General features: G+C 56.7%; 23 protein-coding genes and 1 tRNA gene. 8 read left to right on the forward strand and 16 right to left on the reverse strand.

What is annotated here, in order from left to right:
- Positions 1-94 precede the first annotated feature (94 nt).
- Positions 95-1,072 (forward strand): glutathione S-transferase family protein, encoded by a 978-nt coding sequence (locus ABLQ08_RS08855; protein WP_352940865.1) that lies wholly within the window; start codon positions 95-97, stop codon positions 1,070-1,072.
- Positions 1,073-1,099: 27 nt separating this feature from the next.
- Here ABLQ08_RS08855 and ABLQ08_RS08860 read toward each other — a convergent pair whose 3' ends face one another.
- The gene (locus tag ABLQ08_RS08860) at positions 1,100-1,540 is read right to left on the reverse strand and encodes an NUDIX domain-containing protein (protein ID WP_352940867.1); all 441 of its coding nucleotides are present in this window, start codon (positions 1,538-1,540) and stop codon (positions 1,100-1,102) included.
- A gap of 221 nt (positions 1,541-1,761) precedes the next feature.
- On the opposite strand from ABLQ08_RS08860, the gene ABLQ08_RS08865 reads away from it, so the two are divergent.
- The 3 genes from ABLQ08_RS08865 (at position 1,762) to ABLQ08_RS08875 (ending at position 3,049) form a co-directional block, all read left to right on the forward strand.
- Positions 1,762-1,884 (forward strand): hypothetical protein, encoded by a 123-nt coding sequence (locus ABLQ08_RS08865; RefSeq protein WP_352940869.1) that lies wholly within the window; start codon positions 1,762-1,764, stop codon positions 1,882-1,884.
- A gap of 31 nt (positions 1,885-1,915) precedes the next feature.
- On the forward strand, positions 1,916-2,041 hold the full coding sequence (locus ABLQ08_RS08870; RefSeq protein WP_352940871.1) for a hypothetical protein: 126 nt from the start codon (positions 1,916-1,918) through the stop codon (positions 2,039-2,041).
- An 81-nt stretch (positions 2,042-2,122) separates the two neighbouring features.
- Entirely contained in the window at positions 2,123-3,049 is a 927-nt protein-coding gene (locus ABLQ08_RS08875) for a metallophosphoesterase family protein (protein WP_352940873.1), read from the forward strand.
- Positions 3,050-3,179: 130 nt separating this feature from the next.
- On the opposite strand, the gene ABLQ08_RS08880 is transcribed toward ABLQ08_RS08875, so the two are convergent.
- Positions 3,180-3,761 carry a hypothetical protein gene (locus tag ABLQ08_RS08880; RefSeq protein ID WP_352940875.1) on the reverse strand — a complete coding sequence of 194 codons (582 nt, stop codon included), beginning with the start codon at positions 3,759-3,761 and terminating at the stop codon, positions 3,180-3,182.
- Between the two features lie 227 nt (positions 3,762-3,988).
- On the opposite strand from ABLQ08_RS08880, the gene mtnA reads away from it, so the two are divergent.
- Positions 3,989-5,095, forward strand: coding sequence for an S-methyl-5-thioribose-1-phosphate isomerase (mtnA, locus tag ABLQ08_RS08885; protein WP_352940877.1), 1,107 nt, complete (start codon positions 3,989-3,991; stop codon positions 5,093-5,095).
- A gap of 14 nt (positions 5,096-5,109) precedes the next feature.
- On the opposite strand, the gene ABLQ08_RS08890 is transcribed toward mtnA, so the two are convergent.
- The gene (locus ABLQ08_RS08890) at positions 5,110-5,721 is read right to left on the reverse strand and encodes a GNAT family N-acetyltransferase (protein WP_352940878.1); all 612 of its coding nucleotides are present in this window, start codon (positions 5,719-5,721) and stop codon (positions 5,110-5,112) included.
- 142 nt (positions 5,722-5,863) lie between these two features.
- On the opposite strand from ABLQ08_RS08890, the gene ABLQ08_RS08895 reads away from it, so the two are divergent.
- Positions 5,864-6,139, forward strand: coding sequence for a flagellar biosynthesis protein (locus tag ABLQ08_RS08895; RefSeq protein WP_352940880.1), 276 nt, complete (start codon positions 5,864-5,866; stop codon positions 6,137-6,139).
- Positions 6,140-6,171: 32 nt separating this feature from the next.
- Here the strand turns inward: ABLQ08_RS08895 and flhA are convergent, their stop codons facing one another.
- From flhA to ABLQ08_RS08945, 10 genes are all read right to left on the reverse strand, one after another.
- Positions 6,172-8,349 carry a flagellar biosynthesis protein FlhA gene (flhA, locus tag ABLQ08_RS08900; protein ID WP_352940882.1) on the reverse strand — a complete coding sequence of 726 codons (2,178 nt, stop codon included), beginning with the start codon at positions 8,347-8,349 and terminating at the stop codon, positions 6,172-6,174.
- An 84-nt stretch (positions 8,350-8,433) separates the two neighbouring features.
- Complete coding sequence (locus ABLQ08_RS08905) at positions 8,434-9,786, reverse strand: sigma-54-dependent transcriptional regulator (RefSeq protein WP_352940884.1); 1,353 nt, start codon at positions 9,784-9,786, stop codon at positions 8,434-8,436.
- 12 nt (positions 9,787-9,798) lie between these two features.
- A complete protein-coding gene (gene fliN, locus ABLQ08_RS08910; RefSeq protein ID WP_352940885.1) occupies positions 9,799-10,134 on the reverse strand; it encodes a flagellar motor switch protein FliN in 336 nt (111 codons plus the stop codon).
- A complete protein-coding gene (locus tag ABLQ08_RS08915; protein WP_352940887.1) occupies positions 10,131-10,862 on the reverse strand; it encodes a FliH/SctL family protein in 732 nt (243 codons plus the stop codon). The genes fliN and ABLQ08_RS08915 overlap by 4 nt, the downstream gene beginning before the upstream one ends.
- Positions 10,862-11,911: a flagellar motor switch protein FliG gene (fliG, locus tag ABLQ08_RS08920; protein WP_352940889.1), complete on the reverse strand. Its 1,050-nt coding sequence runs from the start codon at positions 11,909-11,911 to the stop codon at positions 10,862-10,864. Before fliG ends, ABLQ08_RS08915 begins: the two co-directional genes overlap by 1 nt.
- Positions 11,911-13,527, reverse strand: coding sequence for a flagellar basal-body MS-ring/collar protein FliF (fliF, locus tag ABLQ08_RS08925; RefSeq protein WP_352940891.1), 1,617 nt, complete (start codon positions 13,525-13,527; stop codon positions 11,911-11,913). Before fliF ends, fliG begins: the two co-directional genes overlap by 1 nt.
- Before the next feature lie 414 nt (positions 13,528-13,941).
- Positions 13,942-14,217 carry a DUF1153 domain-containing protein gene (locus tag ABLQ08_RS08930; RefSeq protein WP_008194991.1) on the reverse strand — a complete coding sequence of 92 codons (276 nt, stop codon included), beginning with the start codon at positions 14,215-14,217 and terminating at the stop codon, positions 13,942-13,944.
- 388 nt (positions 14,218-14,605) lie between these two features.
- Complete coding sequence (locus ABLQ08_RS08935) at positions 14,606-15,265, reverse strand: flagellar hook assembly protein FlgD (RefSeq protein ID WP_352940894.1); 660 nt, start codon at positions 15,263-15,265, stop codon at positions 14,606-14,608.
- Between the two features lie 32 nt (positions 15,266-15,297).
- Positions 15,298-17,352 carry a flagellar hook-length control protein FliK gene (locus ABLQ08_RS08940; RefSeq protein WP_352940896.1) on the reverse strand — a complete coding sequence of 685 codons (2,055 nt, stop codon included), beginning with the start codon at positions 17,350-17,352 and terminating at the stop codon, positions 15,298-15,300.
- A gap of 286 nt (positions 17,353-17,638) precedes the next feature.
- On the reverse strand, positions 17,639-19,303 hold the full coding sequence (locus ABLQ08_RS08945; protein ID WP_352940898.1) for a GNAT family N-acetyltransferase: 1,665 nt from the start codon (positions 19,301-19,303) through the stop codon (positions 17,639-17,641).
- Between the two features lie 470 nt (positions 19,304-19,773).
- Between ABLQ08_RS08945 and mnmA the strand changes: the two genes are divergently transcribed.
- Positions 19,774-20,952: a tRNA 2-thiouridine(34) synthase MnmA gene (gene mnmA / locus ABLQ08_RS08950; RefSeq protein ID WP_352940900.1), complete on the forward strand. Its 1,179-nt coding sequence runs from the start codon at positions 19,774-19,776 to the stop codon at positions 20,950-20,952.
- Between the two features lie 111 nt (positions 20,953-21,063).
- A tRNA-Met gene (locus ABLQ08_RS08955) sits at positions 21,064-21,140 on the forward strand.
- A 165-nt stretch (positions 21,141-21,305) separates the two neighbouring features.
- Here the strand turns inward: ABLQ08_RS08955 and ABLQ08_RS08960 are convergent.
- Genes ABLQ08_RS08960 through ABLQ08_RS08970 form a run of 3 tightly spaced genes read right to left on the reverse strand, consistent with a single transcriptional unit; the run spans position 21,306 to position 24,322 of the window.
- Entirely contained in the window at positions 21,306-21,521 is a 216-nt protein-coding gene (locus ABLQ08_RS08960) for a hypothetical protein (RefSeq protein ID WP_352940901.1), read from the reverse strand.
- Positions 21,522-21,573: 52 nt separating this feature from the next.
- Positions 21,574-23,736 (reverse strand): tetratricopeptide repeat-containing sulfotransferase family protein, encoded by a 2,163-nt coding sequence (locus ABLQ08_RS08965; RefSeq protein ID WP_352940903.1) that lies wholly within the window; start codon positions 23,734-23,736, stop codon positions 21,574-21,576.
- A 58-nt stretch (positions 23,737-23,794) separates the two neighbouring features.
- The gene (locus tag ABLQ08_RS08970) at positions 23,795-24,322 is read right to left on the reverse strand and encodes an invasion associated locus B family protein (protein ID WP_352940905.1); all 528 of its coding nucleotides are present in this window, start codon (positions 24,320-24,322) and stop codon (positions 23,795-23,797) included.
- Positions 24,323-24,350 lie beyond the last annotated feature (28 nt).

A 24,350-nucleotide genomic window follows, 5' to 3' on the forward strand; every position in this document is an offset into this window, starting at 1 on the left:
CGAGATTGTTCAGAAATCGCGAACAGAGCTTTCAATTGATTGATTTTCAAGCCCCACGCACAACGTACTTGGTATCTGATCAAGGGAGTACATCATGGGATTGCTGGTCGACGGTGTCTGGAAAGACGTTTGGTATGAAACAAAATCTACCGGCGGGCGCTTTGTCCGCAAGGATGCGTCGTTCAGGAACTGGATCACCGCAGACGGTTCCGCCGGACCAAGCGGCACCGACGGCTTCAAGGCGGAGGCAGGCCGCTATCATCTGTTCGTTTCCTATGCCTGCCCGTGGGCACACCGCACCATGATTTTCAGGAAACTGAAGGGCCTTGAAGACATGATTTCACTGTCGGCCGTTCAGCCCCTGATGCTCGAAAACGGCTGGGAGTTTCCCGAGACGGAGCCTGTCGCGGGCGCAAAATATGCCTGGAACATCTATGCAAAGGCAGATCCGCACTACACAGGCCGTGCTACGGTCCCGATCCTTTGGGACAAGCAGCGGGAAACCATCGTCAGCAATGAATCTTCCGAAATCATCCGAATGTTCAACTCCGCATTCGACGGACTGACCGGCTCGAACCTGGACTTCCACCCCGAAGACCTCCATCCCGGGATCGAGGCGATCAATGAACGCATCTACCACACGGTGAACAACGGCGTTTACAAAGCTGGTTTTGCGACGACCCAGGAAGCCTATGAAGAGGCGGTGCTGGCCTTGTTCGAAACCCTGGACATTCTTGAAAACCTGTTGTCCGAGCACCGCTATCTCACCGGCGATCGGTTAACCGAAGCCGACTGGCGTCTGTTTACGACATTGATCCGGTTTGACGCTGTCTATGTCGGTCATTTCAAGTGCAACATCCGGCGGATCGAGGACTACCCGAACCTGTCGAACTACCTGCGTGAACTCTATCAGTTTCCAGGTGTTGCCGACACGGTGGATATGGATACCATCAGGCAGCACTATTACGGCTCGCACGAGAGCGTTAATCCGACCAGGATCATTCCGGTAGGTCAGGACCTCGATTTCGAGAGGCCACATGACCGGACGCGGTTGCAGGCTGCGGCAGCATGATCCGATTTCCTTCCCAGGGCGGCGTTACTACCACTTGCCGCCCGCCGGGAAGGAATTGGAACGGAATTCGCGCAAGCGGCGTCCCGTCGCCGCGCTCAGGTCCTGCGGCAATTCTTCCAGCGCGAAAAACGAGGCTTCTACAATTTCCGGGTTCGGCTTCAGGAAATTCTCCGCCTTCTGCCACGCCGCAAGGTGAAACAGACCGACATGGTCCCGGCCTGTCGCCTCTTCGTTCAAGTAGATGTTGAGCAAGACCGGAGACTGTTCGGCGGTGATTCCCGCCTCCTCGCAGACTTCCCGGCGTGCAGCTTCATCCAGGGTCTCCCCCCGCTCAACCCCACCGCCCGGCAAGTACCATCCGGGCAAGTAGCTGTGACGCACCAGCAATACCTGCCGCTGATCGTCCTCCACGATCACCCTGACGCCCAGTGTATAGGGGTTGCGGATCAGTCCGGCGCTCTGGATCAAACGCTTGGTCCAATGTCTCGGCAGCAGTGAAAAGAACTTAAGCATCACTCAAATTAGACCGTCATTCCTTGCGCAAAGCACTTGTTAACCCATGCATTCCCTGCAGGGCAGCTACGCTAGAATAACGCTCCTCCTTTTGCCAACTCGTGCCTATATATCGTGCAACTTGATGATTTCGAAGGCAGACACATTGCCTGCCTTTCTTATGAAAGGAAAAACCGATGTTGAACGCTCTGTTTGGAAAACGCCGTCGCCGCCGCACTTCTAACTACCAGTGGAAACCGGCAGTTGATCTGAGCAACCCGCGCGTTGTTGCTTCCCTGACAACCTTCCCGACCAACTAAGGTTCGGTTCGGAAAAAAGCGGAGAGACGGAATGTTCGGGTTTGTAAATGTTGTTGGTGCGACGCTGCGCGAAACCACGCGCTCCGCAGAAGACACTGCGCCCAAGGCAGCCAAGCAAGAGCCGGTTGCCAACAAGAAGGTCAAGGCCAAGGCCTGATCGCTGAAAAACTTGTGTTCCGCTTTTCAAGCGCCGCGTTTTTTCTTGACGCGGCGCTTTTTGGTTTGAAGATGCGCCCTCATGTTCACACTTGCGCATCTATCCGACCCGCACCTCGGTCCCCTGCCGGACCCGAAGCTCATTCAGCTCTTTTCCAAGCGCATTCTCGGTTATCTGAACTGGCAGCGTAACCGCTCCAAGATCATGGGTGCCAACTATCTGGAGCAGCTGGTTGACGACATGAAGGCGAAGGCGCCTGACCACATCGCAGTCACCGGCGACCTGGTCAATATCGCGCTTCCGCTTGAAATCGAAGGTGCGCGAACGTGGCTGGAAGACATGGGAGACCCGGAAAATATTTCGGTGGTCCCCGGAAATCACGACGCCTATGTGCCTGGCGCTGTCAGAAAGGCCAGGACAGCCTGGTGGCCATATATGTGTGCTGACGAAGCCGACAGTGCACCTTCAGTGGACACCCATTCGGAAGCGACATTTCCATATGTTCGCAAAAGAGGGGAGATTGCTCTTGTCGGTGTCACCACCGGCCGCGCGAGTGGTCCCTGGTTCGCAACCGGCAGGGTCGGCAGCGAGCAGAGCAAACGGTTGAGAACAATACTCGACCAGCTTGGCGAAGAAGGTCTTTTCCGGGTCGTGATGCTGCACCATCCACCATTCAAGCAGGCAACCAAGTGGCACAAACGGCTCTCGGACGCCTCCAGGGTGCGAACGGTGGTCAAGCGTGCTGGTGCGGAGCTCATTCTCCACGGTCACACCCACATTGACAGTTTTGAGGAAATCGACGGGCCCAACGGGCCGGTTCCGGTCGTCGGCGTGCCGTCGGCAACCAGCGCACCCGGCGGCAAGAAACCCGCCGCTAGATACAATCTCTTCAAGATTGAAAAGACCGACAACGGCTGGACCTGCCACATGGAGGAACACGGTTTCGAAACCCCCAACACGCCGGTCGCCCTCATGCGTCAACGGGACATGGTCATTCCGAAAGCGTGACGTGCCCATCCGTCGACGCGGCACTGATCGTTCCTGATAACTGCAAACAGCTTGGATCCGCGAACACGGGACGCCAGAAAAATGTTCAGGCGCCCGGAGCCTGCTTTCTCAGAATTTCAAAAGGCGAACATCAGAGCGGGTTGGCAAACCACGCAAAGGCAATCAGGCCGATGATGCCGGCTGCAATGCCGATCCCGAAAGCACCCGCAACTGCGAGCCAGGGGGTCTTGCTGTCCTTGACGCGGACAACCTGGGAATCCAGCGCAACCTGCCGCAGGCGATTGTTAAGCCAGTCGCCTTCCAGAGCCTTCTCCCGTTCAAGAACGCGTTCGGCGATGTACTCGGTCAGGCAATCAGCCATGTCATCTATATTCGCGGTTTCAAGAATGACCACGCGCCCCAAACGGGTGTCCTTCAGGAACCGGTAGGTGCGACGGTCTCCGCCGACGGCTACATGACTTGTGGCGTCAATCCAAAGGCGCGGTGTCGAGCCGGCAATGATCTGCAGCGAAAACTGATCATCGTCTTCAGGGATCTCCTTGAAGACGTCCTTCAGTTCATCGGCAAGCATGTCCAGACGGGCCCGTTCGGTGTCCTGCAGCTCAACGACCACATCCGAGCGCTCAACCTCACCGAGTTGAACCTTTCGGATTGCATCGCGCAAAGAGCGCATGCGCGTATGTGGTACAACGTTATCCTGCATTTCAGACATGAGGGGCCCGACTCCGTTCTTATGCCTTTGGTGAATCGAGTCTTAACCAACTCCCACCGGCGTGAAACTGCCTCATGGCTGTAACCGCCGGCTATCCACTGGCAATCATTCAAACTTGGTTAATAAAGCTTAATGGATTTTTAACCCTGAAGCCAGCCAACGCGCTGGTTTGCGCCGTAATCATGGTTTATGCAAACACATGTCACCGCCTTTCGGGAGACCTCGTCATGAATGTAGACGGTAAGAAATATCGCACGATCTGGCTCGCAAAAGATGGCGCCAGCGTCGAGATCATCGACCAGACAAAATTCCCCTATGCTTTCGAAATCGCAAAGCTCCACACGATGGAAGATGCGGCCCATGCGATCCGTGTGATGCAGGTGCGTGGTGCTCCTCTTATCGGTGCAACCGCAGCTTACGGCGTGGCACTCGCCATGCGCGCGGATTCTTCTGACGAGGCACTTCATGCGGCCTGCTCGGCACTTCTGGAGACCCGCCCCACCGCGGTCAATCTCCACTGGGCACTGGACCGTGCCCGCAAAAGCCTTATCCAGGTCGCACCGGCCTATCGCGCCGCAGCCGCGTTTACCTTGGCCAACGAGATTTGCGATGAAGACATAGCCATCAACATGGCCATCGGAATGCATGGCATGGAACTGATCGCAGCCATCGCGCGCACGAAGCGCGAAGGAGAACCGGTCAACATTCTTACCCATTGCAACGCGGGCTGGCTCGCGACCGTTGACTGGGGAACGGCAACCGCTCCGATCTACATGTCACACGATGGTGGCGTTCCGGTTCATGTCTGGGTCGATGAAACCCGCCCGCGCAATCAGGGTGCCTTCCTGACCGCCTGGGAACTTGGCCATCATGGCGTTCCGCACACTGTGATTGTCGACAATGCCGGCGGCCACCTGATGCAACACGGCCAAGTGGATATGGTTATCACCGGCACGGACCGCACGACGGCAACCGGCGATGTCTGCAACAAGATCGGCACTTATCTGAAGGCCCTGGCAGCAAAGGACACCAGCGTCCCCTTTTACGTTGCCCTTCCCTCTCCAACCATCGACTTCTCGCTGTCTGACGGTATTCGCGAAATACCGATTGAAGAACGAAGTGGCGACGAGGTCAGGCACATGACCGGCCGCTCGCGTAGCGGAGCCATCGAAACAATCGACATCGTCGCGGAAGGATCGGAGGTCAGCAACCCGGCCTTCGACGTTACCCCCGCTCGCCTGGTCACCGGATTGATCACAGAGCGCGGTGTGCTCAAGGCCAATCGCCAGGCGATCGCGGAAGCATTCCCGGAACGCGTGAAACTGAGCGCCTGACGAGGAAGGCCTATCTATTCGATGATCGGTACGTGTGCGCCCTTGTCCTTCGGCAGCACACCTGAGAGGCGTGGATCGTCAGCGACTTCGATCGAGCGTTTGTAAGGCTTGAAACCGCAAGACATGTAGAACCTCAGGGCCTGGGGACTGTCACCGGTGCAGGTATGCACCCAGAACCGCCTGGATTCGGGACGGGACCAGACCATTTCGACAGCCTGAGCCATCAGCCAGCGTCCGATGCCCCCCCCGATGGCATCCGCGGTCAGGCCGAAATAGGAAAGTTCAGGGCTCGCAGGATCGGCATAGTCGATTTCCAAAAGCCCAACCGGCTTGCCATTTATCATGGGCCGGAAGAATTCCCTCGTCGGCTCACGGAGTATTCCGTCGAGCGTTTCCCTTTCAAGCGTCAGCCGGCCAAACCAGAGCCACTCTTCGCCGACCTGCCGAAACATCGAACAATAGTCTTCCGCAGACGGTGATGTCCAGCGTTCCAGGGTCACGTCCTTCCTGGTCGAAGCAAGCGGTTCCGAGGGCCCTTCCAGCATCTCAAGACATGTTACGACAAAGGCAATCTTGCCTTCGGGAACATCTGTATAACCATTCAGATTGAGCGTCTGACCGGACATGAAGCCTCCTAAATTCGTCTACGGTCTGGCCTTACCAGCTGATCCGGTTCGCACCAAGTGCTCAAATTGCGTATTGCAACCTGTTAACCGGTTATTAACCATGCCTTGAGAGGTTAGAAGCGTATCCAGGAAAGATGCGATCATGCCCAAAGTCGGAAACTACGTCCAACGCGATTACCACAAACGCTTCAGTTCAAAGCGAAAATCAACCTGGTCCGACTACAACAAGGGCTGGAACAGCCGACGCTCCAACGCGATCCAGAAATCGCAGCAGCTGCGCAACGTGGCAAATACATTCAGCACTATCAACGTACAGGCCGTACAGGCAAGCACCACGCATCTGATGCAGAACCAGGCCGCGCGCGGCCCCTATGCAAATCCGACCGCTGTGATGTCGCGCATCAACGTCCTGATCTAGCCCGAAAAAGGATACCCGTCAGTCGCGGGAAATCAGATTGACCCGATGGTCTTCAACTTGACCCGTGGATGCACTTCCGCCTGGCTCATGATGGTTGTGTGAGCGCGGAAGCGCTCAACAATGGATCGTACAAAGGGTCTTGTGTGTGGCGACGTCAGAAGCACAGGAACCTCGCCTTGCTGCGCGGCTTCCTCGAAGGCATCGCGAACCTTGCCGACAAATTCCTGCAACTTGCTGGGCTGCATGGCCAGCTGCCGGTCATCGCCCTCACCGACAATGGATTCCATAAACGCCTGTTCCCATTGCGGAGACAGGGCAATCAAAGGCAGGTAACCGCCAGGAGCCAGATTGGCGGCGCAGATCTGACGCCCCAGCCGCGTGCGCACGTGCTCTGCAATCGTATCCGTGTTGCGGGTCATCCCGGTCGCTTCCGAAACACCTTCCAGAATGGTCCCGAGGTCCCGGATTGAAATACGTTCGTTGAGCAGTGACTGCAGGATACGCTGCAACCCGGATACCGTAATCTGCGATGGAACAAGATCCTCTACGAGTTTTGCCTGTTCTCCCTGGAGCTCCTTCAGCAGTTTCTGTACGTCGCCATAAGTCAGAAGCTCGCTGATGTTGCCCTTGATCGTCTCGGTCAGGTGAGTGGAAAGCACGGTCGCCGGGTCGACCACCGTGTAGCCGCGCAACGAGGCGTCTTCCCGATACTGCGCCTCGACCCATGTCGCGGGCAGTCCGAAAGTCGGCTCTGTCGTGTGAGTGCCGGGAAGTTTCACCTGGCCACCCGCCGGGTCCATGACCATGTAGTGGTTGGGGTAAAGAATACCTCGCCCGGCCTCGACTTCTTTCACCTTGATGACGTAGTCGTTGGCACCGAGTTGAATGTTGTCCAGGATACGCACTGGCGGCATGATAACGCCCATGTCACCGGCAACCTGACGGCGCAGCGCCTTGATCTGCTCGGTCAGAACATCACCGTCACTCTGCCCCTTGCCATTGATCAAGGGCAGAAGCGCGTATCCGAGTTCGATGCGAAGTTCGTCCATTTTCAGCGCGTCGGTAATCGGCGGTTCGGGCGGTGGCTTCGGCGCCGCCTCCACCGCCTTCTTCTGCGCGATCTTCGCGGCTTCCTGCTTCTTCTTGTTACCGACCTGGTAGGCCAGATATCCGGCGACACCGGCAAGACCGAAGAACGGGATCATCGGCATGCCCGGCAGAAGCGCAAGGATCACCATGACCGCCGCCGACATGCCAAGTGCTTTCGGATAGCCGGTAAACTGGCTGGTCAGCGCCTTGTCTGCAGCTCCATGGACGCCGGCCTTGGAAACAAGCAGGCCTGCAGCGGTCGAAACGATCAGCGCCGGGATCTGGGAAACCAGGCCGTCGCCGATGGTCAGCAGCGTATAGTTGTTGGCGGCTTCCGAAAAACTCAGCTCCATCTGGGCAACACCGATGAAGATGCCGCCTAGGATATTGATGAAGGTGATAAGAAGGCCCGCAATCGCATCGCCGCGAACGAACTTGGACGCACCGTCCATTGCCCCGAAGAACGAGCTTTCGTCTTCGAGTGCCTTACGCCGCGTCTTGGCTTCCGCTTCATCGATGAGGCCCGCGGACAGATCGGCGTCGATTGCCATCTGCTTGCCGGGCATCGCGTCCAGGGTGAAACGCGCCGCGACTTCGGCGATACGTCCGGAACCTTTGGTGATGACAACGAAGTTCACGATCACCAGGATCGCAAACACGATGATCCCGATGACAAAATTCCCGCCCATGACGAGATTGCCGAACGACTGAATGACATTGCCCGCCGCAGAGGTTCCTTCATGCCCATTAGCCAGGATCAAGCGCGTGGAGGCGATATTGAGACCCAGTCGCAACATGGTCGCGATCAGAAGAACCGTTGGAAACGAGGAGAATTCCAACGGTTTTTGAATGAACAGGCCGGTCATCAGGATCATGACCGAGAAGATGATGGAAACCGCCAGGAACGTGTCCAGCATCATTGGCGGCATCGGCAGGATCAGCAGCGTCAGGATCACCAGGATACCTGTCGCAAGACCGATATCCCCCTTGCGCAGGGTATCGATCAGCTCCTGAACGCTCGGCAGGCCGGAAACAGCCGCGGCGGGTTGCGCCGCCGCTGCCTGCTTATCCGCCGCGGGGGTCGCCTCCCCGCCCTGTCCACCTGCTGCCGTGTCCGACATTCCTCAATTCCGGTAATCGAAGGCGCCTTTCCAATTTCGGTATCGGCACCTTCAGTCGTTAAATCCTTGTTTCAGTTCCAACTGCTACGCCCGGGCTTCACCCGGTGCCGGAACGCTAACCCCTTCATCGGTATACTGATTCAGCTTGTTGCGCAGCGTGCGGATGGAGATACCCAGAATTTTTGCCGCATGCGTACGGTTGCCCAGGCAATGGTCGAGAGTGTCCAGGATCAGGTCCCGCTCGACGTCGGCGACCGTTCTTCCCACAAAGGAACGCGTAACGGCTTCAGCTGCCTGAGCCGCTTTTTCAGCAGGCCCTCTGGAAATGGACAAGGGTGTCCCGTCCGGCATGCGGATCGCCTCGACACCGATTTCGCCGCCGGACGCCAGAAGAATGGCCCGGTGCATGGTGTTTTCCAGTTCACGCACGTTACCTGGCCAGGGGTTCGCCATCAGGGCCTGACGCGCCTCCACGGAAAGTGGCCTCACCGGCACCCCATTTGCTTCGGAGTAGTGATTGGTGAAGAACTGGGCGAGTTCCATGATGTCTGCGGGACGCTCTCGCAGGGCCGGCAGCTTCAGGTTCACGACATTCAGGCGGAACAGAAGATCTTCCCGGAACTGCCCCTGGCGAACACTTTCCGCCAGATCCCGGTTCGACGTAGCAAGAATACGGATATTGACCGGAACGGGCCGGGTGCCGCCGACCCGGTCGATCACGCGTTCCTGAATCGCCCGCAAAAGCTTGGCCTGCAGGCGCACATCCATTTCCGAAATCTCGTCCAGGAGCAGCGTGCCGCCGTCGGCTTCCTCGAACTTTCCGATCCGGCGCGCCACGGCACCGGTAAAGGCACCTTTTTCATGTCCGAACAGTTCCGATTCCAGCAGATGTTCCGGGATCGCCGCGCAATTGATCGAAATGAAGGGTTTCGACGCACGGTTGGAACAATTGTGGACGTGGCGGGCGATGACTTCCTTACCGGTTCCAGATTCACCGGTGATCAGGACCGAGGCTTCCGAAGGAGCAACCTGTTCTGCCAGCTTGACGACTGTCGCCATGGCTTCGTCGCGATAGATCAGATCTCCCCGTTCCTGGGCAACCGCAGCCAGGACGGCTGCGATCATCTCGGGATCGGGAGGAAGCGGGATGTATTCCTTCGCGCCTGCCCGAATGGCAGAGACAGCAGCCTGGGCATCCGTCTCGACACCACAGGCAACCACGGGCACATGAACTCGTTCGTTCTGGAGCTTGGCAATAAGACCCGCAATGTCCAGGTGGACTTCGACCATCATCAGGTCCGCCCCACGGCCGGAGCGTAGGACTCTCAAGGCACCTTCCACGTCTTCCGCATGGGTGACCTGTGCGCCGCCCTGCATCGCGATCTTTGACGCTGTTGTCAGCTGGCCGCCCAGGGTCCCGACAATTAACAGTCGCATCTCTTCCCTTCCCTATCGGTCGGTCTTGATGATTTCCGTCATCGTCACACCGAGCTTGTCCTCCACAAGGACAACCTCACCACGGGCGACAAGCCGGTCATTCACGTAAATATCAATGGCCTCACCAACCTTCCGGTCGAGTTCCAGGACGGTGCCGGAAGCCAGTTTCAAAAGATCGGAGACATGCATTTTGGAATGCCCGAGCACAGCCGATATGCGAACCGGTACATCAAAAACGGCTTCCAGATCCGCAGCAGACTGTGGGGCCTGAATCTCACCATCGTCCAGAGCTCGCTGGGGCGCTTCAAGCTCATCCAACGGGATATTGGTGTCTTGTTCGTCACTCATACGTCAGTATCCTTCTCCGCCGACGTGTCGGACACTTTTGCCTGTCCAGCGGTTTCGCGTGCGCGCAGATAGGCTCTGATGCTGTTGTCGATTTCACCTTCGAGCGCTTTCCGGTCACGCTTGATGCCGCCGTCGGCCCACTCGATATGGCAATCGCCTCGATCGATATCAGGTTCACCCAGGATCACGAGCCGGCCCTCAAAGCCTTTCTCGTGAACAATCGGGTCGACCTGGGCCTTAAGAGCCTCGATATCCCTTTCAGCGACGCGGATCACCAGATGCGGAGCCTTACGCAGTGGCCCAAGGCATTCTGACACCAATGCCACCGTTTCGGCCAGCGGCTGACGGGCAATCAGATGGGCACAAAGGCGTCTAGCCACAAGAAATGCGAGGCTGATGGCGTCCTGTTCACGCAAAGCCTGCTGATCGTCCAGTGTCTGCACCACCTGCCCGACTGCTTCAACGAGGCGGCCAACCTCGGCAGTCAGCAATGTTTCCTGCTTGGTCTGCAGGTCCTGCAGCGCCTTGACCCGGCCTTCCTCGAAAGCCTGAGCCCGGGCATCGGCCAGAAGTTTTTCGTGATCAGCCACCGGGATCATCGGAATTTCCGGCTCTGGCGGCGCCACGATTTCAGGCTCTTCCGGTTCGGAAAAGTCGATATTGAACAGAAATTTGGACGGGTTATTCATGCTGCCCATGCTGTTGTAAGTGCCTGCCGTCTGCCGCATCAGTAAATAATTTCATCCTCGCCCTTGGACTTGGAGATCATGATCTCGCCTTTGGCGGCAAGGTCCTTTGCCTTGTTCACCATGCCGGTCTGGGCCTCATCAACATCTCGCAACCGGACAGGGCCGAGTGCGTCCATGTCGTCTTCCAGCAGCTTGGCCGCCCGCGACGACATATTGCCGAAGAAGAACTCCCGGGCGGTATCCGTAGAACCCTTGAGAGCAATTGCCAGCTGATCTTTCTCGACGTGCCGCAACAGGGTCTGGCAGCTCGCCGCATCCAGCTTCAACAGATCGTCGAAGGTGAACATCAGCGTCTTGATGCGATCCGCGGCTTCGCGGTTGTCTTCTTCCAGTGCTGCCAGGAAGCGGGCTTCGGTCTGACGGTCGAAATTGTTGAAGATGTCCGCCATCATTTCATGGCTGTCCCGGCGCGACGTGTTGGTCAGGTTCGACATGAACTCGACACGAAGCGTCTGTTCGACCTTTTCCAGGACTTCCTTCTGCACCGCATCCATACGCAGCATGCGGCTGACAACTTCCAGTGCCAGTTCCTCAGGCAGAATGCCAAGCACCCGCGCCGCGTGGTCCGAATTGATCTTCGACAGAACAACCGCAACGGTTTGCGGATATTCGTTCTTCAGATAGTTGGCGAGTACGTTTTCCTGAACATTGGAGAGCTTTTCCCACATGTTGCGACCGGCGGGGCCACGGATCTCTTCCATGATGATGGATACTTTTTCACCCGGAAGGAAGCTGGTCAGCAACCGCTCGGTCGCATCGACGTTACCCGTCAGGGCCCCTCTGGAGCTGACCCTGCGGACAAAATCCTTGAAGAGGTCTTCGAGCATGTTCGGTGTGACCGGACCCAGATTGGCCATGGCTGCAGAGACCTGCCGCACTTCGATCTCATCCAGTTTCTGCCAGATCGGTGCGCCGTGGGATTCTCCGAGCGCTAGCAGCAGAACCGCTGCCCTCTCGGCGCCTTTCAGCTCACGGTCTTCCTCGTCGGCACTAACCTTGAGCTGCTGTTGAAGTTGATCACTTGCCATCAGGCTGCCTGCTCATCCAGCCAGCCGCGAACGATCGTGACAGCTTCTGTCGGATGATCCTTGATCATGTCGCCCACTTTGGCGATCGAACTCGCCTGCATTGCACCTTCGTGTTTGGCCTGCTCCAGCCACTCGATCACGAACTCATCCTCTTCAACTTCTTCCTGTGGCACTTCAGTCTCGACAACCAGCGTACCGTCCGGACCAATCATCAGCTCCTGCGGCTGTTTTTCTTCCGGAGTTACGATCCGGCGCAGCAGCGGGCGGACAACGAACAGAAGCAGAAGGAGCGCAATCAGGAACAGAACTCCGAGCTCGGCAAACCGAATGATGTCATCCCGCGTGAAATCGAACAGGCCGTTGCCCTCTGTCAGGACATCTTCCTGCGGCGGCAAGGCGAATTGCAGGTTGACGACTTCCACGACATCGCCGCGGTTCTGATCAAAACCGACTGCCGAGCGCACCAGAACGGAAATCCGGTCAAGTGTCTCTTGAGACCGGGGCGTGTAGACAACATCTCCATTGTCGTTCGGCTGATAAGTACCGTCGACCAGAACGGCAACGGAAAGGCGCTTGACCTGCCCGGCCTCCACTACTTCGGTCCGGGTGGAGCGGGAGATCTCGTAGTTGACAACTTCCTCGGTAAGCGAAGCGGTGTCGCGATCACCACCGCCTCCATTTTGCGCTCCCGCATTCGGCAGCTCGTTCCCTACAGTGACCTGCGCATTGCGGCTTGTGGCGGAAGACGCCTCCTCCTTTGTCTGCGTCGAGCGCACAACCTGCCCTTCCGGATCGAAAGTCTCAGTGGTCTCCGTCAAGCGATTGTAGTCGACTTCGGCATTGACCCGAACGCGTGCACGGCCAGGACCGACCACAGAATTCAGAATTTCCTCGACCTGGTTGCGAAGACGGCTTTCGACTTCCACCGTCCGCTCCTGAAGAGACGCGGAGACAAGTCCTTCTTCATCTCCACCTGCTCCCGAGGCCAGCAGGCGACCACTTTCATCGACAATTGAGACCCGCTCAGGGTCAAGTCCGTCCACGGCTGTTGCAACGAGATGCTGAACGGCACGAATTTCTCCTGGCCCGAGTGCTCCACGCACATTCAGAACAATGGAGGCTGAAGGCGGACGGCGGTCACGCTGAAACAATTGCCGTTCAGGGATAACGAGGTGCACACGGGCACCGCGAATACGATCCAGTGAGCCGATTGTACGAGACAGTTCGCCTTCCATCGCACGCAAATGGTTGATGTTCTGCACAAAACTCGTTGCGCCAAGCGTATCCGACCGGTCGAAAATCTCGTATCCGATGGATCCACCCGTCGGCAGTCCTTCAGCAGCCAGCTGCATGCGCAGTCGCGCGACCTGCTCGTTTGGAACAAGGATCGACGCACCCTGGCGGGCCAGTTCGAACTGAACGCCCTGGCTTTCAAGTTGGGAGACGATTGCCGCGGAGTCTTCCAGTGTCAGCTCATTGTAGAGCGTTGTCATTTGCGGAGCAGTTACACGAAAGATAATGAACGCAAACACACCCACCAGGATGGCGGCAACCGCCCCCATCGCCGCGACGCGCGCTGGTCCAAGAGTTTTAATGAATTCAATAAGTCCGTTCACGAATGCCCGCCCGCATCTGCAACATGCACAAGCCGTTATTATTGGAGTCGGCTCGACATGCCATGCCCTTGATGGGCAAAATTTGCCGCCCAGAAGGTTAACAAGTCGTTAACACTCATTAACCCCTTGGCGTGCAATGGCGGAATTCCGCGAATTCGCCAGACGCAAAATGCAACTGAAGTGGGGAAAAACTGCCTACCTCATTAACTTCTGGATAAGTTTCGACACGAAGTCGATTTGCAACGGCCCGTTTTTGGCCTTGGTTCGGTCACAAATCACCGGACCCAATCGCAACAGGTTCAATCAGGCTCGAACCAGCTTAAATTTCCCGGGAAACACAAGCATAAAAAAAGGCCGGCAATGCCGACCTTTCACGCGCATTTGACATGCACTCGATTTTCAGGTGCTACCGGATCAATTCCGGTACTGCTGGATGCGGGTTGCCCTCAAACCGGCCAGGCCGTGTTTTTCAATCGAGCTTTGCCAGGAAAGAAATTCCTCGACAGTCAGAGTATATCTCTGACAAGCCTCCTCAAGGGACAACAACCCACCACGGACCGCAGCCACCACTTCCGCCTTACGACGGATCACCCATCTTTTCGTCGAAGTCGGGGGCAAATCCGCAATGGTAAGCGGACTTCCATCCGGCCCGATGACATATTTTACTCGCGAACGAATCTGTTCGGTCATTGTACTCTCACACTAACCATGACCAAGGTTGAACTGAGACTACATGACGACGCTTAACAAACGACTAAAGCAAAGTTGTGTTTTTATTAACTATAAAATCTAAATTTAGTGAATGATATTTAGGACTTCTTCAAGAAGAACACTAAAATTATTAACTCCAATATATGAATTTGTTAACCATAAAAACGCAGTGATGCAAATTGCGAGGCATAACGGTGGCATCGCGCAATTTACGGATAGTCGGCCCGCCCTTCTCACTCATTTCTTTAAGCCGACATAGGAACTCCTGGAGTGCCATCAAGACGCTTTTGATGCCTTCAAAGGAAAAAGGCCTGGCACCTGTTGGCACCAGACCTCTTAACACTCGACCTTTTGTAGGTGGCGACCTTTAACTCGGCTTCGATACCGAAATTACCGAAGTAACGGGAATATCCTGGCTTCCTACTTTCAGGATTGCCTCACCGCCGGACCAATCGACACTCTCGACGACACCGGTGAGTTCCGTTTTCACCTTTTCCGGGCGACTGGACGCATCTTTGACGTCGAAGGAGATCGAATACAGTCCGTCAACAGCCTGGCCGCCGGAATCCGTTTCTCCGTTCCACTCGAATTTACCCTTGCCGGCAGCCAGATTGGTTTCCCCGCTGTAAACAATGGCACCACTTGAGTTGCGGATCTCGAACGTCCCGCTCGCCTCTTCACTGATCTCGTAGTTCCAGGTCGCCTTGCTGCCGGACAGCGTTGTCGTCGATGCATCTGCTTTGACTTCATTACCGATATAGCTGACGTAACTCAGGCTCTGGCTGCTTTTCAGCGAAGCAATGATGCTTTCCAGATTCCTGTTCTGCTGGATGGATTGCTCGACATTTGAATATTGCACAAGCTGACCTGTGTATTCGGCCGAGTCCATGGGATCGAGCGGATCCTGGTTCTGGATCTGCGTGGTCAAAATACTCAGAAACAGCTCGTAATTCGCCATCAGCCCCGACTGGCTGGTGGAACTGGCACTCTGCGCATTTGCTCCCGTACTGGAAGAAACCGTGGTCATTTCATCACTCCCGAAACGGCCGCCTGGCCGGCTTAAACCTTGAAATCCAGACCGCCGCGCTGCTCTGCCAGCGTCAAACGAACAATGTCTTCATCCACCGGATCACCTTCCATGGCATCCGCATTACCTTCACCTCGGGCGTCGCCGGACGATTGGTCCTGCGCGCCCTCACCTGAAGCAAAGTCACCGCCACCTTCCTGCTTCAGAGAAAACTGAAGATCGCTGGAACTGGTGTTCAGTCCGGCGGCCTCCAGCGCGCGCTCAAGCCCGCGCTGATCGCGCAGGAACATGTCGAGCGTTTCGGGCCGTTCCACTATCAGGTGGGCCTGAACACTGCCGTCGGAGGCGACTTTCATATTAACCTCGACGCGGCCCAACTCCGGCGGATCGAACCGCATCTGGAACCTGGTCTGGCCATTTTTCAGATTGCGGGCGATTTCCGCGGCTACCTGAGAGGCGGCCTGACCTGATTGCGCCTGGCTGGGTGCCTGGAGGCTCTCTGTTCGTACAGCACCCGTCAGATCGCCGCCACGCACGGCGGCAGCCCCTTCACCGGTCACGCTGACGTCCGTCAGACTGGTGGTGATGTCGTAATCGTCAACCATCATCTGGGAAGCCAGGACAGCATTGACGATCGGCGCAGCAGTTCCACTTCCCCTGGCTATCGACTGACCAGGGCGCTCTAGCGAAGGATCAACACCTGCAGAATGATCGCGCTTGGCCGCATCGGAAACATCAGCACCCGTTGCCGAAGCCTGCTTGCCTGAAGCGAGAGCGACCTCCTCGGCAACAGGTTCAGGCGACGCCGGCACTTCCGAACTTACCGAACCGGAAGGAGGTGCGGCTGGCGACTGCCCGGCCGCGACTTCGCCGCCGGGCGTGCTACCGCTTGCTGCTGTCGTCGCTCGCGCCCCTGCAGCCACCGTCACGGTGGCAGCCTCGCCCTGAACCTTCAAAGCAGTGTCTTCTGCCACCGGAGCGGTCTGCGATCCACCTTCCACCTTTGCGCCGTCATCAACGACAGCAGGTTCCAGCGGACCGGCCGCTTCTTCAGCTCCTCCGACCGGGGAAATTTGAGCCGCGTGAGCGGAGGCATTTCCCGGAATATTCGACCCGTTCATTGCCGCCGGCGCGACTTCGGAAACCTTGGCTGAGGACACGTTTGCCAAAGCTGAACCAAAGTCAGCACCTTTCTGCTCCGAGGCCTGCCCGGAACGAGGTGCAGGAGCGCGAAACTCCTGCGGCAACTCGCTTTGCCACCGGCGCGCAACAGCTGGCGTTGACTTCGCGGCGGCACCGGCAGAAGCGCTCTCAATGCCATCACCCGCAGCCATGGCGGCGGCCGTTGCAGAGGCCTCAACTCCACCCGCAGCCTTCACGGTCAATTCCGCGTCCGTGGAATCATCATTGCCATTTGCCGGGACCGGACTTTGCTCGGCTTCAGCCTGACCAACCTCTCCTGCCACGTTCATATGGGCGGGAGCTCTTTCGGCAAGCGTGGGCTTGACGGACCCTCCAGGCAACGCCTGATCCTGAGATTCGGAAACAGCCTTTGCAGAAGGCTCGCTCAAGGGGGTGGCTTGCGCCTGACCGCTCACTGGCTGGGTGCTTGCCACACCATCATCCACAGCCGGAGCTGTGGCAACACCAGGCAATGCTCCTTCGCCCGATCCCGAACCGCCATTCTTCGTACCCATATCCGGCAGCGGCGCCTCGGATTGCTTATTTGCGTCTTCCGTCTTCTGTCCCGCATGAGCAAAATCTATGTCGCCGCTGAATTCTGAAACCACCTTGCTGACCTGAGGCGGGACGGCAGCTATTATTGGCTCACCAGCTTCTGACGGCGACGCCTCGCTCTGAATGTCAGCTTCGGCCTGCTGCACGCCTGCCTCGGAAAGTCCGGCATCACCGCTCAATCCGTCAAGAGCGACGCTTTCAACGTTCCCGTCCTCGAGCGCATTGAGCTCATCGGCAAAAGCAGACTTCGCCCCGAGGCCTCCGGACGCCTGGGCGGCGCTTTGGGCGTTGCCGGCACCGGCGGCCAAAGCCCCGGCGGAAACATCGGTTATCAATCCAAATGGCAGCACTGGCGCCCCCGGTTATTTGCCCGCCCCTCGCGGACACATTTCATCAAACCAAAGGAAAGCAAGCTTCGGGCCAACTCGATCAAGAAGAGTAAGATGTTGTTTATTATTATGTTTTCCGGAAAAGACCTCGGAAAATCCAGTCAACAGGGCGGCAACCTTTGCCGATGCGGCAATCGATTCCGGCCTTCAGGGGGATTGTTGCCGACGGCAATCTGCGAGCACGATCTGGACGGAAAGAACACGACTTCGCCTGGACCAGCCAACCTGAGGCAACACGGTTGGAAGCTCACTTTTGCGGTGGTTTCGGAGATACGCAGGTGCTCATCTTGTTCCGAAGAACAATCGCCGGAGACTGATCTGCTGAAGAGACCGGCTGCAAAAGCGGATGACTGGAGACAAGACCCGGCTTCAACACGCTCAACAACTTCGTGGCCTCCGCCGCAATTCTTCGATCCGTGTCGCTGCGCAGCGGCAGGCGCATGATCGCATGCAGCTCTTCGACCGCTTCACTCGCCTTCCCCATGTCAGCAAGGCACTTTGCAAGCCCGAAATGCGCTGAGATCAGTCCGGGCTCAATGGCAATCACCCGGCGGTAGGCGTCACAGGCGGCATCCAATTCCGGTAACTGCTGACGCACTTGTGCCAACCTCAGCCATGCCCTGACCTTGCCCGGTTGCAAGGCTGTGAGCGCCTCGAATTGCCGGCACGCGCCGGCGTGATCTTCATTTGCAGCCAGCAGCTGCCCCAAGCCGTAAAGCGCACCGGCATGTTGCGGGACGGTAGCCAGGATCTGACGATAGCCGGTTTCCGCCTCTTCGCGGAGATGCTGCTTGTGAAGCTGCGTTGCCTGATTGAAAACTGCCGGGACTGACTGCTCGGCAAGCCGGTCGCCCAGATTGACACCGCTTCTGGTCGTTATGTTGATGCAGTCGATGAGAACCTCGTTGCAACCGAAGGAATACTTGTAACGCTCGTTGCCCCGCAGAAAGTCGTAAGTCTCAAAACCGAGTTCTATTGCGTGGCGAATACTATGAGCGTGCAACACGAGTCCGCTGGGAATGTCATTGAACGACTGATCGCGGCCCGCGATCATGAACAAAACCGTCTTCTTCTCATGGTCCAGAAAACTGCCCAACACCGCAACGGGATCTTCTCCCTTCCAGAGCATCGGCATGTACAAATGCCCCATATCGAACCCGCCCTGCAGCACGATGCGATTGTTGCCGACCATCTTGTCCAGCCGCGCGCCCTTGCGCTCTCCCCATTGTGCCTGCCAGAAATCAAGGAGAATTTCGATGTCACGGCCGATCGTGTCTGCATCCGCGTGGGTAATGCGATAGCCCTCGTCTGCATCGACCTTACGCAGAAGGCGCCGCAGCTTCTGGCGCGAATTTGCGCTGAGCCGCTCTGACAAATAGGCCTCGAAAGTGCCTGGAAGATCGACGTAGGGACATATGAGATTATTGACGTTGTCGATTTCGTTGAGTCGCTCAACGGACTGGATGCGGAAGGTCTTTTTTGAAAATGCCTCAAGGAACAGTTCCTTGCGCCTGCCGGACGCCCGCAGATATTCGAGCTTGAGAAAGGCCCAGGGCATCGTCATGAGATGCTCTGCGAAGGCAGGGATCGCCTGATCCTCATAATCTGGAAGGCAAAGAAAGCCGGTATAATCGGCAGCGTAATTGCCGGCCATGTTGAAACCGTTGATAAACTGCCCACTCTTTCGCCGCTTCTTCAGCTTCAGCCTGAGGGGAAAGAAGGCCACCGGAGCGGCCGCGCCTTCAGGCGTGGCAACCAGCACGACCCAACCATCATCCGTCTTGCTCAGAAAATCGGTAAGCCACCACCAGGACAGGAAGAACTGACTCTCAGGATCCAGCCGATAAACTTCACACCAGGCGCTTTCAAACGCCCGAAGCTGATCTGTGGTTTCGACAAGGCTTACATGCATAACAATGCCTCACCTGAAAATACGCCCCATTTTGAAACACATTCCATACTTCCGCAACGGAAACTTTAGTAAACATTCAATCACTTAACAAGATGCCATGGTAAACATGCTTAACTTTTCAGAGCTGCCCGACACCTCAGAACTGCCCCAATTTCATCGAGACATTGATGTTTGCTCCTGTCTCCGCCAGGCTAGGTGACGGCCTTCGGATGCGGTCACTTCCAGCAGTACGCGGCAAGTGATGCACCACCAGCGTCCACTTGATAAAGATCGCTCAGATCCTGTGACTGCAAGCAATTGGCATCAGCGATGCTTGTCTGTATAGTGCCGCCAACTTTGAAAAGACGGGAACCGGCGCGCCTGTACTTGAGCTTGCACGACTTCATGTTCGACAGGCTTCAAAATTCAAGCGCTTGAGCGTCATTGCGCTCCGCCGCGCCGGTCACGAAAGACTTCTGGAAGAGTAGTTCATGCGAAACAGTCTGGATTTGCCCGGCCGCCCGGAAGACACGCGCGTTGTTGTCGCCATGTCCGGTGGCGTCGACAGTTCGGTCGTCGCGGCCATGATGCATGCCCAAGGGTATGATGTTATCGGTGTCACCCTGCAGCTTTACGACCACGGCGCGGCAGTCAGCAAAGCCAAGTCGTGCTGTGCCGGTGTCGATATTCATGACGCGAGGCGGGCCGCGGAAAAAATCGGAATTCCACATTACGTGCTGGATTACGAAAGCCGTTTCAAGGAACAGGTGATGGACCGTTTCGCCGACAGCTACATTGCCGGCGAAACGCCGATCCCCTGCGTGTCCTGCAACCAGACGGTCAAATTCACCGACCTGCTGAAAACAGCCAGGGACCTTGGGGCCGACGCGCTTGCCACCGGTCATTACGTTCGCTCCGCGCAGATGGGCAACAAGCGCGCGCTCTATCGTCCGGCCGATCTCGATCGTGACCAGAGCTACTTCCTGTTCGCCACGACGCAGGAGCAACTGGACTTTGTCCGCTTTCCTTTGGGCGGCATGCCCAAGGCCAAGGTGCGCGAACTGGCCGCCGAGTTCGGCCTGTCTGTCGCCAACAAGCCGGACAGCCAGGACATTTGCTTCGTGCCAAATGGCGACTATGCCGAGGTCATCCGCAAACTTCGGCCCAATGCGGCCGAGCCCGGAGACATCGTGCATATGGACGGCCGCGTTCTGGGCAAACATGACGGCATTATCCATTTCACCATCGGTCAGCGCCGCGGCATCGGTGTTGCCACCGGCGAACCGCTTTATGTCGTTCGCCTGGACCCGGAAACCCGCCGGGTGATCGTCGGCCCACGTGAAGCACTGGCAACGAGAACGATCCTGCTTCGGGAAATGAACTGGATCGGCGATCAGCCGCTTGATGAAGGCGATGAGATCGACGTCTTTGCCAAGGTCAGGTCCACCCGCCCGCCGGCACCGGCAACACTTCGCATTCTGAATGGCAAGGCCTTTGTCGACCTTGCAAATGGCGAGACCGGCGTTGCCCCGGGACAGGCTTGCGTTTTCTTCGACAGCGACGACGAAACCGCTCGCGTTCTGGGCGGCGGCTGGATCCACAAGACCGAACGCTCCGGCACCTGGGCCATCGATTTTCCACAGGCGGAAAGCCCGGTTTCTGCCGCTTGAGAACAAACAAAAAAGAATGCGGGCAGACGCTCATTCTGCGCTTGACGCCTGCCCGCAGCCTCACTATAAGCACCCCACATCGCGCGGGCGCCCAAGCCTGATCGCGCAGATGGCGGAGTAGCTCAGGTGGTTAGAGCAGCGGAATCATAATCCGCGTGTCGGGGGTTCGAGTCCCTCCTCCGCTACCATAAGCCTACGTAAGCTATTGTTCTAGCTAGTGAATTCGCCCCTAGACTTGCACAGAGCTATTGCAGCACCTTCACCAAATAGAGCTAACAGGTTGGAATTACTTGAACTTTTGATTCGGGGGTTCAATACACAGCGTTACCAAGATCTTCAGCTCGATCGATTTCTCAATCGCGTCCAGAGCAGGCGTTGGCAACTCCGACACGCAGTGTACAGTTTGACTGCACGGTTTGGTTCCATCGCACGAACTTCACAAAGCTGCCATTCGCGCGATGAAGGCGACAAAGATCTTTTTTGCCAACTGCATGCAAAGTGTTTCCAAAACTCTGGTTGATGAGGCCCTGACCTGAAAATTTGGCCGTCGTCATCAGCACCCGTTCCATCAGCAAAGGCTCCGCGGATAAGAAGCCCGGTTATACCCGCAGAGCGTTTCGACTAGTCAGCTTGGTAATCCAGAGCTTCAACGAGCGGCTGAAGCTGGGTTTCATAGCATCTCCACCGGTCGACCGAAGACCGATAGACCGGCTTGCGCACCTGGGCAACGCTTGCCGTCTTCACTGGCCGCTTCGACTTGTGAAAGTCAAGGCAGGCATCGTCCCATTCCAATCCGCAATGGGCGATCAGGCGCTTTGCCTGATTTTCCGTATCGGCGACGACCTCTTCATAAACCGCGTCGATCATGACACCCTCCGGAAGTACGCGATGCCAATGCGCCATCAGGTCTTCATACATGCGGTAATACCGCCCCAGCTCACCAAGATCATAGCTGTAGGGCATATCGTCTTTGAACAGCTTGGTGTAGGCGGAAAGGCACGTGTCGACCGGATTTCGTCTTGTGTGAATGAACCTGGCCTTCGGGAAAAGCGTCGAGAGAAGACCGACGAAATAGTAGTTCGTCAGCAACTTGTCGGTAGCGCAAATTTCGTCAGTCAGCAGGTTCCCGAGGTAAGACAAGTAGTGGTCGGCTACGCTCCGGAAATGACCCGGTTTCATCCTGCCGACCATCGCAGGAAATTTGGGCAGGGTCGGAAAGCGGCTCCGCAACCCGCCAAGGGCGTGGCTGAATGTCTTGATCTCACCGGCCCCGAGTGCCCCCGGATGTGACGAGATGATCTGCTCCGCAAGCGTACTGCCCGAGCGCGGCATCCCGATGATAAAAACCGGTAACTCGGTCGGATCGCCTTCGAAGGGCAGATTGGCGAAGTAATCAGCGTCAAACGTGTTCTTGATCTCGTCGAAAAAGTTGGCAATGGCGGGTTCATCGTAGTCAAGACGAGCCCGCTTCATATTCGCTCCCGTTGAAAAATGTTCGAAAGCTTCCTCGTAACGATCGAGATCGTCATAAGCTTTACCGAGTGCAAAATGCAGACCCATGTAACGGTCTGAATCCGGATTCTCCGCTTCCTTGAAGATTTCCTCCATCCGATCAACGAAATGGGGATAGTCGCCAAACCTCACCAGATCTGCGATATTGGAATAGGTCCCATGCGCGGAGGGATTATCTTCCAGCGTCATTTCAAACTGCTCTCGTGCTTCATCGAACCGGCCAAGCGATTTCAGCGCAATGCCATAAAAATTCCGCGCTTCCGCATATTCCGGATCTATTTCGATGGCACGTTCGAAATTTCTCAGAGCTTTTTCAAATAGATCCAGCTCATGGTCGACCTGACCCAGGAGCGTGTAAGCGGCAGCGCTGTCCGCCTCGTCCTCCAGCGCAAGTTCACAGGCCTTTCTGGCCAGTTCGAAGTTGCTCTTTTGCATCTGTGCCCTGCCCACAGACAGAAGCAGTGAAACCGTGCGCAGGCCCGACTTCAGGGCGTCGTCCAGAACCCTCAGTGCTTCGTCATACATTTCGAGCCCGATAAATTGGACAGCCAGGTTGTTGGCCGCTTCCCCATAGTCGGGCTTCAATGCAATCGCCTTGCGATAGCAGAATTCGGCTTCTTCGAAGCGTTCTTGCGCACGCAACGCCGATCCCATGTTGTTGTAGGCTTCCGGATAATTCTCGCGCAGTTCCACCGCCTGATCGTAGTGAGCCATGGCCTCCGTTAGAGCACCGGTTGCCCTGTAGGCGTTAGCGATGTTGTTGTGAGCTTCGGGGTATTCGGGTTGCAGCTCGATACATTTCTTGTAGCAATCGATAGCCTTGTCGAATTCTCCCCTCTCGAAATGGACGATACCCAGATTGTTGAAGGCCTGAGGGTAAGTCTCGTCGATTTCAATGGCTTTTTCGAGGGCAACCATGGCAGCAAAATGCTTTCCGTTCTTGCGCTCCAGCTCGCCGAGATTGGAGTAATAGTGGCACCGAGGATCGAACCGGATCGCATCTTTCAGCGCCTTGCACGCTTCGGAAGTCTTGCCCAGTCCGGCGAGAATGACCCCAAGCATGCTGTGAGCATCGGCAAGACGAGGCCGCTGCCGGATAACCTGCAGACAAAGCTGGTGTGCTTGTGACAGCCGGCCAGCGGCATAAAGGTCGGCGATTTGCCGCAGAACCGACTGCAAGGGAACCGGCTGAACGGACTGCTGACGCCCTTGCGAGCCGGCCGCGATGTCACTTGAAAGACGGTGCGATGCGCGTGAATTGGGGTGTGTCATGTAACTTTTCCTGGCGGGTCGACCGGATGATCAGCAGCCGCACCCGCGATTTGCATTCTTATTGGGAGAGTTGTTGCTTGTAGAAGGCGTAGGCGTCGCTGAAACCCAGAAGATCGACATCGAGCGAGACTTCGCGGCCGTTTCGGAAAATGTAGCTTACATGGACCGTTTCGTTGCGTTTCAGCGCCCGCGACCAGGCACTGTCGAACGGGTATTCTCCAAAACATCCTCGCCGGTTGCAGACATCGAATTCGACCACAACCGGATCGGTGTCGGGAAAGGCGACGGTCAGTTTGTCATCGAGGCCGACACCGAGCGGTGTCCGCAATGAAGCATTCTCCACGCCCTCGTCATTGGTCGACACGGCCCAGGAGAAAACAAAGACCCGGTTCTTGTTGCTTTGATTGACGCCATGAAATGTCTGCGAAAGCGTGCAGCGGTTCCTGGCATCATCTGGTTCGACGCAGGCCACCAGCCACTTGCCAAATTCCTTTTGAATGCGCGTTGCCGCTTCTGTCTCTGCAACACCCGCCAACCCCAAGGCCAATGTCGCCCAGAGCAGATGGATTGCAATCTTGCACATCATAAAACGATCTCTCACTTCCTTGATTTCA

Source organism: Roseibium sp. SCP14 (assembly GCF_040329475.1).
In the GTDB taxonomy this organism is placed as follows: Bacteria; Pseudomonadota; Alphaproteobacteria; order Rhizobiales; family Stappiaceae; genus Roseibium.

Excerpts from the sequence above, each read along its gene's own strand:
- ABLQ08_RS08905 (WP_352940884.1), bottom strand. The coding sequence starts at position 9,786 with ATGCGACTGTTAATTGTCGGGACCCTGGGCGGCCAGCTGACAACAGCG.
- ABLQ08_RS08965 (WP_352940903.1), bottom strand. The coding sequence starts at position 23,736 with ATGACACACCCCAATTCACGCGCATCGCACCGTCTTTCAAGTGACATC.
- ABLQ08_RS08855 (WP_352940865.1), top strand. The coding sequence starts at position 95 with ATGGGATTGCTGGTCGACGGTGTCTGGAAAGACGTTTGGTATGAAACA.
- fliN (WP_352940885.1), bottom strand. The coding sequence starts at position 10,134 with ATGAGTGACGAACAAGACACCAATATCCCGTTGGATGAGCTTGAAGCG.
- ABLQ08_RS08895 (WP_352940880.1), top strand. The coding sequence starts at position 5,864 with ATGCCCAAAGTCGGAAACTACGTCCAACGCGATTACCACAAACGCTTC.
- ABLQ08_RS08875 (WP_352940873.1), top strand. The coding sequence starts at position 2,123 with ATGTTCACACTTGCGCATCTATCCGACCCGCACCTCGGTCCCCTGCCG.
- fliG (WP_352940889.1), bottom strand. The coding sequence starts at position 11,911 with ATGGCAAGTGATCAACTTCAACAGCAGCTCAAGGTTAGTGCCGACGAG.
- mtnA (WP_352940877.1), top strand. The coding sequence starts at position 3,989 with ATGAATGTAGACGGTAAGAAATATCGCACGATCTGGCTCGCAAAAGAT.
- flhA (WP_352940882.1), bottom strand. The coding sequence starts at position 8,349 with ATGTCGGACACGGCAGCAGGTGGACAGGGCGGGGAGGCGACCCCCGCG.
- ABLQ08_RS08945 (WP_352940898.1), bottom strand. The coding sequence starts at position 19,303 with ATGCATGTAAGCCTTGTCGAAACCACAGATCAGCTTCGGGCGTTTGAA.
- ABLQ08_RS08890 (WP_352940878.1), bottom strand. The coding sequence starts at position 5,721 with ATGTCCGGTCAGACGCTCAATCTGAATGGTTATACAGATGTTCCCGAA.
- ABLQ08_RS08960 (WP_352940901.1), bottom strand. The coding sequence starts at position 21,521 with ATGGAACGGGTGCTGATGACGACGGCCAAATTTTCAGGTCAGGGCCTC.
- ABLQ08_RS08970 (WP_352940905.1), bottom strand. The coding sequence starts at position 24,322 with ATGATGTGCAAGATTGCAATCCATCTGCTCTGGGCGACATTGGCCTTG.
- ABLQ08_RS08870 (WP_352940871.1), top strand. The coding sequence starts at position 1,916 with ATGTTCGGGTTTGTAAATGTTGTTGGTGCGACGCTGCGCGAAACCACG.
- ABLQ08_RS08915 (WP_352940887.1), bottom strand. The coding sequence starts at position 10,862 with ATGCGGCAGACGGCAGGCACTTACAACAGCATGGGCAGCATGAATAAC.
- ABLQ08_RS08930 (WP_008194991.1), bottom strand. The coding sequence starts at position 14,217 with ATGACCGAACAGATTCGTTCGCGAGTAAAATATGTCATCGGGCCGGAT.
- ABLQ08_RS08935 (WP_352940894.1), bottom strand. The coding sequence starts at position 15,265 with ATGACCACGGTTTCTTCCAGTACGGGAGCAAATGCGCAGAGTGCCAGT.
- ABLQ08_RS08865 (WP_352940869.1), top strand. The coding sequence starts at position 1,762 with ATGTTGAACGCTCTGTTTGGAAAACGCCGTCGCCGCCGCACTTCTAAC.
- ABLQ08_RS08880 (WP_352940875.1), bottom strand. The coding sequence starts at position 3,761 with ATGTCTGAAATGCAGGATAACGTTGTACCACATACGCGCATGCGCTCT.
- mnmA (WP_352940900.1), top strand. The coding sequence starts at position 19,774 with ATGCGAAACAGTCTGGATTTGCCCGGCCGCCCGGAAGACACGCGCGTT.